The sequence below is a fragment of the Peribacillus sp. RS7 genome (assembly GCF_041956845.1).
GTDB lineage: Bacteria > Bacillota > Bacilli > Bacillales > DSM-1321 > Peribacillus.
The window spans coordinates 1,749,601-1,762,615 of the sequence record NZ_CP168135.1; the positions used below are offsets into that span (position 1 = coordinate 1,749,601).

Below are 13,015 nucleotides of genomic sequence, written 5' to 3' on the forward strand. Positions count from 1 at the left end.
CAATATGATCTCTTTACTTTTTATATCGGTAATTACAGTCTTATATTTAGTCACTCTAGGATTTGTTTGCGACTAAAGATGTTCATGAACATCTTTACATTCCCTATGAAAAGGGATTCTACCATATTCATATCTGTTTCTATTACTCTTATAATACAAAAAAGACCCCAGAAACAATCTGGAGTCTTATTGAATAACGAATAAAAATTAACGCAGTAATTGAAGAACACCCTGCGGTTGCTGATTTGCTTGAGCTAACATTGCTTGAGAAGCTTGAGACAAAATAGAATTCTTAGTTTGAGTCATCATTTCTTTTGCCATATCCACATCACGAATACGAGATTCAGAAGCAGTTAAATTTTCTGACGAAGTGCTTAAGTTATTAATAGTATGTTCTAAACGATTTTGAGTAGCCCCTAATTTAGAACGTTGTGTTGAAACTGTTTCGATTGCTGTATTAATTAATGCAATCGCATCATTAGCGCCAGTTTGAGTTTTAATATCAAGTCCAACAGTACTAGCTTCATCTGTCCCAGTAGCAACTCCAAGTTTAGTTGCGTCCATTGCATCGATAGTTACTGTTAAGCTTTGATCTTTGTTAGCACCGATTTGGAAAGTGAAATCGCCACTTCCATCAAGTAGTTTTTGAGTATTGAATTCTGTAGTCGAAGAAATTCGAGTGATTTCTTTTGCTAATTGATCAAATTCATCTTGTACTGATTGACGATCAGCTTCAACGTTTGTATCATTGCCAGATTGAACAGCTAATTCACGCATGCGTTGAAGAATATCATGAGTTTCGTTTAAAGCGCCTTCTGCAGTTTGGATAAGTGAAATACCATCTTGAGAGTTACGAGTAGCTTGATCCAAACCGCGAATCTGCCCACGCATTTTTTCCGAAATTGCAAGACCTGCTGCGTCATCTGCTGCTGAGTTAATACGAAGACCAGAAGATAATTTTTCCATAGATTTAGATTGTGCATTGGTTGCACTTGATAATTGACGGTGCGTGTTTAGAGCTGAGATATTGTGATTGATGATCATTTATGTTTCCTCCTTGAGTTTTAAGTTCCCACATCCATGTGGTTGTTTACGATGGGAAGTGAATAAGTCGGCCGCCTATTTCACTTCCCTTCGTTGTATTTTATATCGACCTGCTTGGAAACATATTTAGCGGATATTAATACTTTTTGTTGAAAAATTCATTTATATTTTTCAGTAGATTGGTTTCAGTTTTGGAGGCTTCGCTATTTTCCTGCTGGATCGATAGGTAGATTTCTTTCCTATGGATATCGACGTTTTTAGGGGCATTGATACCCAGTTTGATCTGTTCTCCCTCAACGGACAGAATCGTAATTTCGATATCATCGCCAATCATGATCGATTCATTTAGTTTTCTGGTCAATACGAGCATCATTCTCCCCCCTGTTCTTCTAGAGGTCCAATCAGTCTGTGCTTTGTACGGTACTCACTGCCGCTCATGATAAATTGCTTTCCCATTTTTTTAGAGCTATTTATGATGATGGGTGCCTGGAGATTCGCCGTCGTATCATTGAAAGGGTCCTGGATCGTTAATATAACGAAAGTCAGGACTTCCAGTTCCGTTTCTATTTGTAAAGAAGATAATACCTCATCCGTAAGCTTCACTTCGTAATCGCGGTACACTTCAAAAGGATTCGTCACAATGAAGGCAACCTCTTTTGTTTCTAAGGATTGCAGGACGAAAAAGGGCGTGTCATCCAAAGTTAGCAAGCAAAACTGCTTTTCTTCTAAAAACCCTGGTATCCCGCTTTCAAATCTATAAATCTTTTCTTCTGCAATTTCCATTTCGCCATGAAATTTTGTCTGTATGATCATCTATGTTTTCACTTCCCTATCTCATCCGGAAATAAATTAATGAAATCTATATCCAGCGCATTTTTTTGTAGAATTTCCACATTCACACTGCCTGGTGTGTACGCATGGTTCACCTTATGGATTTGAGCATCAATGATCGGTTTTTGAGCGGTTGCTTCAAGCTTCACTTGGGCCGGCTGGTAGTCAAGCTTCACGCTGAAATGAGAGGGAATCCATCCGAGATTGAATTGCTTCTCGGGCCCTTTGCTGTTTTGCCTGGCCTGATCAGCGAGTGCATTACCGCCTTTTTCAATATGCCTCAGCTCCGTCCCCTGCTGGGCACGTCTTGCCATACCCGCCATCCAATCTTGATATCCCTGCTGCGCAAATTCTTCCACTCGCTTGGAGAGGCTTTTCAAATCCATATCTTCCCTGGCTTGTGACTGATCGATCGTCAGCTTGCCTGGGGTCGTTTGAATTTCCAGGATTGCTTGCGGTTGTTCGATTGATTGGACCGCTGCCTTCTGTTCGATTTTCTGTACAGGCTGCTCTATATTCAATCCAATCTTCATTGAGGTGGATTGCAATCTAATTTGTGGAATCTGCATCATCAACACTCCTTATAGAAAAAAGCTATCCATTTAAGAATAGCTTAGCGAAGAAAATCCAATAAACTCGGTTGCATGATTTTTGCTCCGATACTTAATGCAGCACTATGGACACTTTCCTGGGTCGTCAAATCCATGATCGCTTTTTCGATATCGACATCCTCATTTTTCGAAAGGATTTCAGTGGCAAAAACCTCCTGCTGTTTGAGACGGTCCGTCATCAGCTCAATCCGATTCTGCCTTGCGCCAACCTGTGCCTGCATGCCTAAGAACGTATTTATCGTTGCATCAAGCCCTTCGAGCGCGCCACTCACGTCGCCGCCGTTTTCCAGTGCATCGATTGTCTGGTCGATGCTTCCGCCAGTGGCAAGTGCATCACCAAATATCTTGGAACCGTCCGTATTGATTTTAAGGGAAATACCGGAAAACACTTCAAGGTTTATGCCCCCTGCGCCATATACCGTATTCCCATCCGCGTCTTTAACGGATGACGGTCTCACATTCGTATCCTGGCCGTTGAAAATATACTTCCCGGCTATCTGTGTGTCGCCAAGAGTTATGAGATGTTCTTTTAATTGCTTAATTTCCTCTGAAACATTTTTCAGCTGTTCCCCTTCATACGTACCATTGCTGCCTTGAACCGTTAACTCACGAATTCGCTGCATGGCGGAAACCGCTTCAGTAATGGCATCATCCGTGCTGTCGATCCAATTGGCCGCCTCGGCAATGTTACTTTGATATTGCCCAATTTGATTGAGATTTGTCCGGTACCCCATTCCCATCATGGCCGCAACAGGGTTATCCGATGGTTTGGAGAATTTCTTTTGAGAGGAAACCTGCTCTTGCAGCTTGGCCATCTTTTCATAACTGCTGCTTAAATTGCTTAACATATTATTGGTTAGCATCGATTGCGTTACCCGCATGTCCGTTCACTCCTATCGGCCTACTGTACCCATTCCGTTTATGATTTTATCGAGCATTTCATCCATCATCGTCATCATTCGTGCAGAAGCGTTGTATGCCTGCTGGAATTTGATCATGTCCGTCATTTCTTCATCAAGGGATACGGAACTGACGGACTCCCTATTTTGATTAACGGATTCAGCAAGCACGACAGAGTTGGAAAGGTTCTTTTGGGCGCTTTGGGAATCCACGCCAAGCTTCCCGATGATACCGGAATAATAGGTGTCGAAGCTTCCTGTCAATTCCTTTGAATTTTGGTCTTTAGTCGAGTACTCACTAAACGCCTTCTTCTTGAGGTCAGCCAGGAGTTTTGCATTTTCATTATCCCCGGATGCCCCTCCACTTTTACCGCCTGCGGCAATTTTTGTCGGGTCCTTTACGATCTCACGATTCACCTTGATGCTTTGGGCGGCACTCTTACCTGGTTCGAGTTCAAAGAAGTTCAATGTCGAAGTGCTGCCATCACCTAACGCATATCCTTGTTTATGGATGGCATTAAACTCATTCACAAAAGCTGTTGTCATATTATCGAGCTTTTTCAGCATATCAGGATAAGCTCCCCCGATCGTGCCATCAGCCTTTTTATAACCGAAGCTGTTGATCAAACCGGATAGTTCTCCAGTGAATTTGTAATCCGTCAATGATTTCGAACCAAATTTCACTCCGTCCACCATACCTGTCGTCTTATCATGGCTAACTTCAACTTTCGAAATCCCCACCATCCCGGTTTGGTTAACACTTACCAGATTCATGGGCGGCTTATAGGGGGAACCGTCTTCTTGCATCAATTCGATGTTATACAGCCCAGTTGCCACATCGCTGGCTCTGCCATAATCCGTCGGAATGACGTTATTCACTTTAATGCTGACAAGTTGAGAGAGATTGTCTACGAGTACATCACGTTTATCATAAAGGTCATTGGGGATATAACCATGCGGCTCCACTTTACTGATCTGTTGATTAAGCTGATCAATACTGCTAATGAGCCTATTGATATCGTTCGCTTTGACGTATATCTGATTACCGATATCCGTTTGAACGCTCGTTAGCGAGTTGTAGTAGTAGTTTAGGGTATCCGCGACCATGACGCCTGTTGAGGCAACTACTTCACGCGCCCCGGAGTTTTCCGTATTGGCTGTCAACCCTTGCAGCGAATTCCAGAACTTCTCCATCATGGCAGCCAATCCGCTGTCGGTTGGTTCATTCATGACCCCTTCCATTTTGGTCAAGGACTCGCTTATGGCCCCGTAATAACCGATTTTATTACTTTGTGTCCTGTATTGTGCGTCCAGGAAACTGTCCCGTATCCGCTGAACCGTTTCTGCCGCTACCCCTGTCCCGATCTGCCCAGCTACGCGCGGGCTGTTCAACCCGACAGTAGGAAAGCCAGACGTCTGGACCAGGTTGACCCGCTGCCTTGAATAACCTAATGTATTGGCATTGGCCACGTTATTTCCTGTTGTGTACAAGGCCCCTTGAGAGGTGGATAATCCGCGCTTAGCCGTCTCAAGACCCATAAAGGTTGAAATCATTTACTCGAACCTCCATCTTTTTTCTGTTTCTTATGCTTTGGTATCAAACATTCCCATGGCGCTTTTTACCGGTATTTTAACCGAATCCCCGTAATTCAGGTTCTGATTTTGCGGCCTTAGCATATCCAAAGAGACATTGATGAATTGAAGGGACTGATAGATCAATTGCTGATTTAAATAGTTCCGCTCCTTCAGCTTAGCCACTTCATCACTCAATTCCGCTTTAAGCCGTTCAAGGATTTCCGTTTCTGCCGGTCCTGTCATTTCCGTTATTGTATGGATGGAGGCCGCCTGTCCCACCGATCCATTTGCTGTAAGAAATTCCTCGACTGCCCCTTCCCTTTCCTTATCCGTTTGACTGATTGCTTTAATATGCTTTTGTTCCTGAATCAGCAGGGCATTAATTGCCTCGGTATCACTTGCTTTCAAAATGACCGTTTTTCTTATCGCTAATTGATTGAAGCTTTTATGGAGCTTGATCAATTTTTCAAGCGATTCGATGATGTTCCGTGCAGACATTTTGCTGCCTCCTCTACTCATAAATGAAGGACGGAAAATGCTTCCGTCCACTTCATTCAAGCATTTTCAATGAAAATTCATTTCCGGTAAAAATCGATGAGACCCTTAGCCGTTGCCTGTGCATTCAATTTATAATTTCCGTTTTCAACTTGGATTTTCAATTCGTCCACTTTTGCTTGTCTTGCAGCAGGAATCGGAGATGATTGCTGCATTTCTTTTGCCGCTGAAGAAATTTCGACTTTATCCGAGGATTTGACCTTGGATTCTTTGATATTCCCCGTTTTATTGGCTTGAAGATTATAAGGGTTAACACCTGTCATACCGACGTTATTGATTTTCATATTCCAGATCCTCTCCTTCGGTCCATTTTTTAGATTCCATATTAGATTCCATAATAGTACGTTTCCTTAACAGACCATGAAAATGGCTCTGGACTGTGTTAATCTCCCTATCGTTATTATCGACAAGGAATGGATTTCTTTAATTGTTTCATTAATCTTTCCTTCGACAACCATTGTCGATTCTTGTTCTCAATATCGAATATTTTAACAAATCAAGCATCATGTTGCCATGATTTATCCTTTTTGATCTTCCTTCATGTAGTACGTATTTTTTTATCATTTCCTTGAATTCCAGTTAGGCGCTTTTCCTCATTTTCAAATGTCTCCAAATCCGTACGCAGTGAATCGCTGCATTCTCCGCATAACCTTCCGCTCTTGATGTGAGTACCGCACTTTTCACAAGGAATTCCCAGATTGGGAAACTGCGAAATCCTTAGCTTTCCTGTTTTCACGAATTTAATGATTAAAGTCTCTTCAACGCCAGTGTCCTTAACCACTTGCATCATGGACGCCGTTCTATTTATTTTCTTGCGAATATATGCATACACTTTATCATATTGGGCTTCTTCTTCTTTATAGCAGGCATCGCATACATCACGGAATTTCGTCATAACGAATAACGAATTACAGTTTGGACAGTTGAATATTTCCATTAGGGGCCCCTCCTTCACCATCACAACGATTATTCTTCAGTACTTTATATATCGAATAATACCGGCGATACTTTAGGATGTTGTTTAAAATGAGCTGTTTCACCTAGCAAGGGTGATGGATGATACTTCTTTGGCCCCAGCTGTTTTCAATGACTTGGCTGCTTGCCTGAGAGTTGTGCCTGTCGTGTAAATGTCATCGATGATCAAAATTGATTTATGCTCCAGCAAATCGGGGTGTATGACCCGAAATACCTGCGGTAATGACAGTCTATCTTGACGTGATTTTTTTGATTGTTTTTCCGAATGGATTCTCGTTAAGGTCTCAACGGTTTGAAGTCCAAGAAGGTCTGCTAATGCCTGTCCCTGATTGAATCCCCGTTCCCTAAGCCGTTCATCACTAAGAGGGATGGCCGTTACCAGGTCAAACACCATGTCCTTTAACCTGTCTTTCATAAAAGGGACGAAAACCTCAGCTAATGCATAATCCCCTCGGTACTTATATTTGGCAATAATATCTTTTAGGTATTCATTATAATGAAATAGCGATATGTTCTTCGACAAATAGCCTCCCCATACCCTATCCCTTTCCCATCTTGAACAATCCAGACAGAGGTCACCTGTGCTGTAATTACCGTCCAGCTCCCTTGAGCACATTTTACATGTTTCTCCGGTTATCCTATTAAGTTTCCCCTCACACCTTTCACAGATTGCCTTTGCCTCGGCCCTTACCAATAGGCTCCTCCAAGTCAATGCCTCCTTCATTCCTTCATCACAAACAAGACATCTACTCATCCAGCAGCCCCCTTTTCTTGGCATCTTCATTCATCATTTGTATATGGTGAACCGTCTTGACCATCGCCTTACTTTTCCCGTAATGGAAAAAGGTGATCGTCCCGGCTGGGTTAGCAAAGCTCCTCCCTACCCGGCCTGCAATCTGAACGAGGGCGCTTTCTGAAAACACTTCATGTTCAGCACCAATCACGGCTACTTCCAACCGTTCAATTGTCACGCCCCGTTCCAATATGGTCGTGGTCAATAACCCTGGAACCATTCCATTTCTTAATGCCAGTACTCTTTCCCTTCGATCAGGGTGCTGTGAGTGGACAATCGATAATTCAGGGGACAGCCTTTGAAACAGAGGAATGACTTGCTCCATCACTTGAATACTTGGAAAAAATAATAGGAAGGGGATATTCTGCCTAAGGCGTTCAGTTACCCATCCGTTGATTACGGGAGGAATCTTTTTTTGAAGAAATAGTTTTTGCCAGTTGCCGCTCCATTTCATTTCAGGGACAGGGATGGGCTGACGATGGTAACGGGCTGGGATTATAACGGCTTTCAATTTTCCGCTTCGATATAGCCGCTGCATCCGTTTCGTAGGTGTGGCGGTCAAGTAGATGGTTGCGGCAGAAAACTTTTTCGATTTATTAACCGCATAGTGGAGCGAATCATCAATTGAGTAGGGAAACGCATCGACCTCATCGACGATGATGACATCAAAGGCTTCAATAAAACGGAAAAGCTGATGTGTAGTGGAAACAGTTAGTGGCGAAAATCCATGTCGATCTGCACTGCCTCCATGGAGGGTCGTGACCTCAATGGCAGGAAAGGCTTTTTTTAACCTCGGTGAGAGTTCGAGAACGACATCGGTCCGCGGTGTTGCCAAACAGATCCGTTTCCCGGAATGCAAGGCTGCCCCAATTGCTGCAAATAGGACCTCCGTCTTACCGGCGCCACATACTGCCCATACCAGGAATTCACTTTTTCCGTGTATGGCCTCAACGACACAGTCAGAGGCATTTTGCTGACCTGCAGATAAAGTGCCTTCCCAACTCATCACATTGTCCGGAACCTCAAACTGAACACCCGGACCGGTCCATTTATATAACTTTGCACATTCACTGACCCGTCCCATCATGATGCAGGAGCGGCAGTAAGTGCAATCCCGATTGCACATCTTACATGGGAACGTATAAAACGAAGCTTGATCTTTGTTACCGCAGCGAACACAATTAAACAGGCCACTCTCGGATTGCACTCCGCAAGTTTCCGATACATACCCATTCTTGAGATGTCCTGCGATTAGTTCTTGAGAGAAGGGGATTTCGAGGGCCAAAAGGTGCCTTCCCATGAGATGGTTCTGTAGTTCCGGGGAAAAAGGAGGGGGAATGATCATATTTTCCAAGCTGCAACCTTCTTTCTTAATAAAATACACTCCACCATATCATTCGCTTTTTACTTTCAGATCCCTTTTTGCTCATATAAAAACGCCTTCCCCTTTTTCAAGGGAAAGGCGTACCAGCTTATATTTTATACCAGCCCATCCCCATCGAGCCTTCGCCCAGATGCGTTCCGATTACTGGACCGAAATAGCTAATGTCGAACTCGACATTAGGGAACCGAACTTCAAGTTCGGTTTTCCAACTTTCAGCTTCACTTTCTCGCTTTGCATGAATAATGACGGCTTTATACTTCTCGCCGCCTGCCGCGTCATCTCCAAGTAAATCAGCAATCCGTTTCATCGCTTTTTTTCTTGTACGGATTTTTTCAAAAGGAACAATGACTTTATCAACAAAATGGAGGACCGGCTTCACTTGAAGCAGACTGCCAATCAATGCTTGGGCACTGCTTAAGCGTCCACCGCGCTGTAGATGGGATAGATCGTCTGCCATGAAGTATGCCTTGACGGATGGTTTCATTTCTTCGAGCCTGGCGATGATCTCTCCTGCACCTTTACCATCGAGTGCCATCTTAGCCGCCTCAATCACGTAAAACCCCTGGACCATGCAGCTGATTTCCGAATCAAAGGCATGTACCCTAATCCCCTCGACCATTTCACCTGCCGATACCGCTCCTTGATACGTACCACTGATTCCGCTCGATAAATGAATCGAAATAACATCATCATATACTTTTTGCAGCTCCTCGAATTTCTCGACAAACTGTCCGATTGGAGGCTGTGAAGTGGTCGGCAATTTCTCCTGCCTCTTTACTTCCTCATAAAACTCATCCGCAGTAATGTCCACTTCTTCCCGGTAAGCTTCATTGGAAAAAATGACATTAAGCGGCATCATATGTATATGTAGACGTTCACGAATTTCCTTGGGTATATATGCAGTGCTATCTGTTACGACTGAGGTTTTCATAAATAGTACCATCCTTATAAAAATTTACTCTGTATCTTATTCACCATACTATCTGAAAATGCCTTTATTTGCATTAAATAGCTTTATTCATTACCATAAATATGTAAAATCCCAATTTTAAATCGAGACCGACAAAAAAGTCCGACCCTTCAGTACGCATTGCGGAAACTGAAGAGCCGGACTTATCGAAAGCTTTCATTACTTCACTTCTACCCAGCCATTTTTAATAGCTAGGACGACCGCTTGTGTACGGTCATTCACATTCATCTTCTGAAGAATGTTACTCACATGGTTCTTGACTGTTTTTTCACTGATATATAGAGTTTCGCCGATGGCACGGTTGCTTTTTCCGTCCGCTAAAAGTTGAAGTACTTCACATTCACGTCGAGTCAATAGGTGAAGCGGCCTCCTGATTTCTATTGTGTGAATGGAATCACGATCAGCACCCTCTTCAGCTGCTAAGCGGCGATATTCTTTAACTAAATTATGGGTAACCTTCGGATGAAGGTATGAGCCGCCTTCAGCGACTACACGAACGGCATCAATCAACGCATCTGCGTCCATTTCTTTCAACAGGTAACCTTGTGCTCCTGTTTTCAATGCATGCTGCACGTAATTTTCATCATCATGAATGGAAAGGATGATGACTTTTGTTTCAGGGTAACGGTTCACGAGCATTTTTGTCGCTTCGACCCCATTCATAGTCGGCATGTTGATATCCATGATGACAACATCAGGTTTATGTGTTTCAACGAGATCCATAGCTTCGCTTCCGTCATCGCCCTCGGCAACAACATCAAAGGATGATTCAAAATCTAATATGCGCTTTACGCCTTCACGGAAAAGCTGATGGTCATCGATAATGATGATACTAGTCTTCAACGGCTTCTTCCTCCTAGTTTCTATTTAAAATGTCTATTCTCTATATTTATAAATGATAGGGAATCTGTATAAACACCAAAGTGCCTGCCCCTGGTTGTGAATCGATCGTCATTTCACCTTCAAGCAACTCGACTCTTTCCCTCATGCCTACCAATCCAAATGAACCTTCTTTTTGGATTGAAGAGTCAAACCCTTTTCCATCATCTTTGACGACGACGGTCACCATCTCTTTGGAAATGGACAGTTTAACTTGAACCTGTTTTGGCTCCGCATGCTTCAAAGAATTTTGTACAGCCTCTTGAACTAGCCTGAATAAAGCGACCTCCATATCGGAAGGAAGCCTTTTGACCTGTCCAAGGTTGACGAAATTCAAATGCACGCCCTTATTATAGTCTTCGGTCGTTTGCAAATACTTTCTGAGGGTAGGAACTAGGCCTAAATCATCAAGTGCCATAGGGCGAAGATCATAGATGATTCTGCGCACTTCATATAAAGCATTCCTTACCATGACCTTTAAACTACGGATCTCCACTAGCGCTTCATCAGGACCTCTCTCACGTTGTACTCGTTCTATCAAATCTGAACGCATCATGACGTTTGCCAGCATTTGCGCCGGACCATCATGAATTTCCCGCGAGAGCTTTTTACGTTCCTGCTCCTGGGCTTCGATAATTTTCAAACCGAAGTCCTGTTTGCGTTTCGCTTCTTGAAGGGCTTCCCCCACAAATTTAAGATCCTGCGTCAAATAATTCTGTACCACCGATATTTGCGAGACGAGATGCACCGCTTTATCGATCGTCTGCTGTAAACCCCTTAACCTTAACTCAAGTTCATCCCGGCGATTACGGAGCTCTTTCTCCAATTGCCGGTTTATTTGTAAATCGACTTGCAGCTTATGTGCCCTTTCATAAGCATCGCGCACCTGTTCTTCAGAAAAATGGTTGAAGTGCATACTGACTTCGGAAAGCCTTTTTCGAGCAAACCTGGCTTTTGAATCCAGTGCATCGCTATCGGTTATCACAATGGCAACCCTAATTTTCACATCATCAAGCTCTTTTGTCAGTGACTCAAAATCCTTTCGGCATTGTTCGCCGATATCAAAGACCTCACCCTTACTTTCACTGACAGTGCTCACCATTGTTTCTAAGATCTTGTCCAATGCTTTAGCATCAACCTTTTTTATGGACATTAAGATCCCTCCACTTAAATCAAAAGACTTAAACAATTTATTGTCTTAAAGACTATGTATATGGAAAAAAGTTCTTTTCCTTTTTCATGAATGGTTAAATTTAAGGAACTTTTGTGAAGTAACCTTCATGAACATATTGTACCAAAAAAAGAATAAAAATACGTTAATTTCCTTTTCGGATTTCCACAAAATGTACATATTTACTATACATCTCATTTTCCCGGCTATGGATAGCGTAATAGTCTACCTAATTAAAGGCAGAAAGCCATTTCCATTATCCTAATACAAATTATCCTTTTCAAACAAATGGGATATTCCACTCCATTGATTATCATATGAAACAGATGCATTTATTAAATGGCAAAATCCTTGAAATGAGAGGACACGTTAAGGACAAGCCAGGATTATGGTACAGGACGCATGTTTTTCCTAGAATGTTATTCTTTTAAGCATATGTGACCAGCTAATAACAATAACAGGCAATAGAATTAATTATAACACGTACAAATTTTTCTTATATTAAAGTTTCTTTACACATGCCAGTATGAAAATGGATCGTCATTGCCACTTTTTCCGCAAAGCCTTATAATAAATCAACTAATAGGAAGTACGAAGGTGGAATAGTAATGCTCACTCAATATTTAACGGTGGCAGGTCGCGGCGAACACGAAATCATCATTGAAAAATCCCGTTTTATTTCCCACATCGCCCGAGTCGAAACCGAAGAAGCCGCACAGGCCTTTATCCAGGAGATCAAGAAAAAGCATAAAGATGCTACACATAATTGTTCTGCCTATATGATCGGGGAACAAAATCAAATCCAAAAAGCCCTCGACGATGGAGAACCGAGCGGTACAGCAGGCGTCCCTATCCTTGAAGTTCTTAAGAAAAAAGAACTGAAAGACACGGCGGTTGTGGTCACACGGTATTTTGGCGGCATCAAACTTGGTGCTGGCGGTCTCATTCGCGCTTACAGCAAAGCGACTTCAGAAGGAATAAATACCACCGGTGTAGTCATTAGAAAATTAATGCGGGTCATTTCGACAACCGTCGACTATACCTGGCTTGGAAAATTGGAAAACGAATTGCGATCTTCCATTTATCAAATAAAGGAAATTCAGTACCTCGATCAGGTCAATATCCTTGTATATGTCGGGGAAACACAAAAAGAGGCATATACCGCCTGGATTACAGAGCTGACAAATGGTCAAGGCCAAATCACTGAGGACGAAATGCTATATTTGGAACAGGAATTCACCTGATTTCTCCCTGCATATTTTTCCTTTTTTATGCTGTAATATAATTGAAAAGAAATATTTATTTTACGAAATTATTAAATCATTGTA

15 protein-coding genes are annotated in these 13,015 nt (G+C 42.5%); 1 reads left to right on the plus strand and 14 read right to left on the minus strand.

The window, feature by feature from the left end; genetic code table 11:
• Positions 1-207: 207 nt before the first annotated feature.
• The 14 genes from hag to ACDZ29_RS09115 form a co-directional block, all read right to left on the minus strand.
• Entirely contained in the window at positions 208-1,044 is an 837-nt protein-coding gene (hag, locus tag ACDZ29_RS09050; protein ID WP_289326981.1) for a flagellin Hag, read from the minus strand.
• Positions 1,045-1,180: 136 nt separating this feature from the next.
• Complete coding sequence (csrA, locus tag ACDZ29_RS09055; RefSeq protein ID WP_289326982.1) at positions 1,181-1,414, minus strand: carbon storage regulator CsrA; 234 nt, start codon at positions 1,412-1,414, stop codon at positions 1,181-1,183.
• On the minus strand, positions 1,414-1,857 hold the full coding sequence (fliW, locus tag ACDZ29_RS09060) for a flagellar assembly protein FliW (protein ID WP_375090698.1): 444 nt from the start codon (positions 1,855-1,857) through the stop codon (positions 1,414-1,416). The genes csrA and fliW overlap by 1 nt, the downstream gene beginning before the upstream one ends.
• An 8-nt stretch (positions 1,858-1,865) precedes the next feature.
• Positions 1,866-2,444 (minus strand): DUF6470 family protein, encoded by a 579-nt coding sequence (locus ACDZ29_RS09065; protein ID WP_375090699.1) that lies wholly within the window; start codon positions 2,442-2,444, stop codon positions 1,866-1,868.
• A gap of 44 nt (positions 2,445-2,488) precedes the next feature.
• Entirely contained in the window at positions 2,489-3,367 is an 879-nt protein-coding gene (gene flgL, locus ACDZ29_RS09070; RefSeq protein WP_375090700.1) for a flagellar hook-associated protein FlgL, read from the minus strand.
• A 12-nt stretch (positions 3,368-3,379) separates the two neighbouring features.
• Positions 3,380-4,939 carry a flagellar hook-associated protein FlgK gene (flgK, locus tag ACDZ29_RS09075; RefSeq protein WP_375090701.1) on the minus strand — a complete coding sequence of 520 codons (1,560 nt, stop codon included), beginning with the start codon at positions 4,937-4,939 and terminating at the stop codon, positions 3,380-3,382.
• A gap of 30 nt (positions 4,940-4,969) precedes the next feature.
• Positions 4,970-5,458, minus strand: coding sequence for a flagellar protein FlgN (locus ACDZ29_RS09080; protein WP_375090702.1), 489 nt, complete (start codon positions 5,456-5,458; stop codon positions 4,970-4,972).
• Between the two features lie 77 nt (positions 5,459-5,535).
• Positions 5,536-5,799, minus strand: coding sequence for a flagellar biosynthesis anti-sigma factor FlgM (flgM, locus tag ACDZ29_RS09085; protein ID WP_289326988.1), 264 nt, complete (start codon positions 5,797-5,799; stop codon positions 5,536-5,538).
• Between the two features lie 254 nt (positions 5,800-6,053).
• Positions 6,054-6,452: a TIGR03826 family flagellar region protein gene (locus ACDZ29_RS09090; protein ID WP_375090703.1), complete on the minus strand. Its 399-nt coding sequence runs from the start codon at positions 6,450-6,452 to the stop codon at positions 6,054-6,056.
• Between the two features lie 99 nt (positions 6,453-6,551).
• Positions 6,552-7,244 carry a ComF family protein gene (locus tag ACDZ29_RS09095; protein WP_375090704.1) on the minus strand — a complete coding sequence of 231 codons (693 nt, stop codon included), beginning with the start codon at positions 7,242-7,244 and terminating at the stop codon, positions 6,552-6,554.
• Positions 7,237-8,628, minus strand: coding sequence for a DEAD/DEAH box helicase (locus ACDZ29_RS09100; protein WP_375091122.1), 1,392 nt, complete (start codon positions 8,626-8,628; stop codon positions 7,237-7,239). The genes ACDZ29_RS09095 and ACDZ29_RS09100 overlap by 8 nt, the downstream gene beginning before the upstream one ends.
• A gap of 127 nt (positions 8,629-8,755) precedes the next feature.
• A complete protein-coding gene (locus ACDZ29_RS09105; RefSeq protein ID WP_375090705.1) occupies positions 8,756-9,598 on the minus strand; it encodes a DegV family protein in 843 nt (280 codons plus the stop codon).
• Positions 9,599-9,796: 198 nt separating this feature from the next.
• Positions 9,797-10,480, minus strand: coding sequence for a response regulator transcription factor (locus ACDZ29_RS09110; protein ID WP_283916290.1), 684 nt, complete (start codon positions 10,478-10,480; stop codon positions 9,797-9,799).
• 46 nt (positions 10,481-10,526) lie between these two features.
• Positions 10,527-11,669, minus strand: coding sequence for a sensor histidine kinase (locus ACDZ29_RS09115; protein WP_289314374.1), 1,143 nt, complete (start codon positions 11,667-11,669; stop codon positions 10,527-10,529).
• 626 nt (positions 11,670-12,295) lie between these two features.
• Here ACDZ29_RS09115 and ACDZ29_RS09120 point away from each other — a divergent pair.
• On the plus strand, positions 12,296-12,931 hold the full coding sequence (locus ACDZ29_RS09120) for a YigZ family protein (protein ID WP_289326993.1): 636 nt from the start codon (positions 12,296-12,298) through the stop codon (positions 12,929-12,931).
• Positions 12,932-13,015 lie beyond the last annotated feature (84 nt).

Excerpts from the sequence above, each read along its gene's own strand:
- flgL (WP_375090700.1), bottom strand. The coding sequence starts at position 3,367 with ATGCGGGTAACGCAATCGATGCTAACCAATAATATGTTAAGCAATTTA.
- csrA (WP_289326982.1), bottom strand. The coding sequence starts at position 1,414 with ATGCTCGTATTGACCAGAAAACTAAATGAATCGATCATGATTGGCGAT.
- ACDZ29_RS09120 (WP_289326993.1), top strand. The coding sequence starts at position 12,296 with ATGCTCACTCAATATTTAACGGTGGCAGGTCGCGGCGAACACGAAATC.
- flgM (WP_289326988.1), bottom strand. The coding sequence starts at position 5,799 with ATGAAAATCAATAACGTCGGTATGACAGGTGTTAACCCTTATAATCTT.
- hag (WP_289326981.1), bottom strand. The coding sequence starts at position 1,044 with ATGATCATCAATCACAATATCTCAGCTCTAAACACGCACCGTCAATTA.
- ACDZ29_RS09105 (WP_375090705.1), bottom strand. The coding sequence starts at position 9,598 with ATGAAAACCTCAGTCGTAACAGATAGCACTGCATATATACCCAAGGAA.
- ACDZ29_RS09095 (WP_375090704.1), bottom strand. The coding sequence starts at position 7,244 with ATGAGTAGATGTCTTGTTTGTGATGAAGGAATGAAGGAGGCATTGACT.
- ACDZ29_RS09090 (WP_375090703.1), bottom strand. The coding sequence starts at position 6,452 with ATGGAAATATTCAACTGTCCAAACTGTAATTCGTTATTCGTTATGACG.
- ACDZ29_RS09115 (WP_289314374.1), bottom strand. The coding sequence starts at position 11,669 with ATGTCCATAAAAAAGGTTGATGCTAAAGCATTGGACAAGATCTTAGAA.
- flgK (WP_375090701.1), bottom strand. The coding sequence starts at position 4,939 with ATGATTTCAACCTTTATGGGTCTTGAGACGGCTAAGCGCGGATTATCC.
- ACDZ29_RS09080 (WP_375090702.1), bottom strand. The coding sequence starts at position 5,458 with ATGTCTGCACGGAACATCATCGAATCGCTTGAAAAATTGATCAAGCTC.
- ACDZ29_RS09100 (WP_375091122.1), bottom strand. The coding sequence starts at position 8,628 with ATGATCATTCCCCCTCCTTTTTCCCCGGAACTACAGAACCATCTCATG.
- fliW (WP_375090698.1), bottom strand. The coding sequence starts at position 1,857 with ATGATCATACAGACAAAATTTCATGGCGAAATGGAAATTGCAGAAGAA.
- ACDZ29_RS09065 (WP_375090699.1), bottom strand. The coding sequence starts at position 2,444 with ATGCAGATTCCACAAATTAGATTGCAATCCACCTCAATGAAGATTGGA.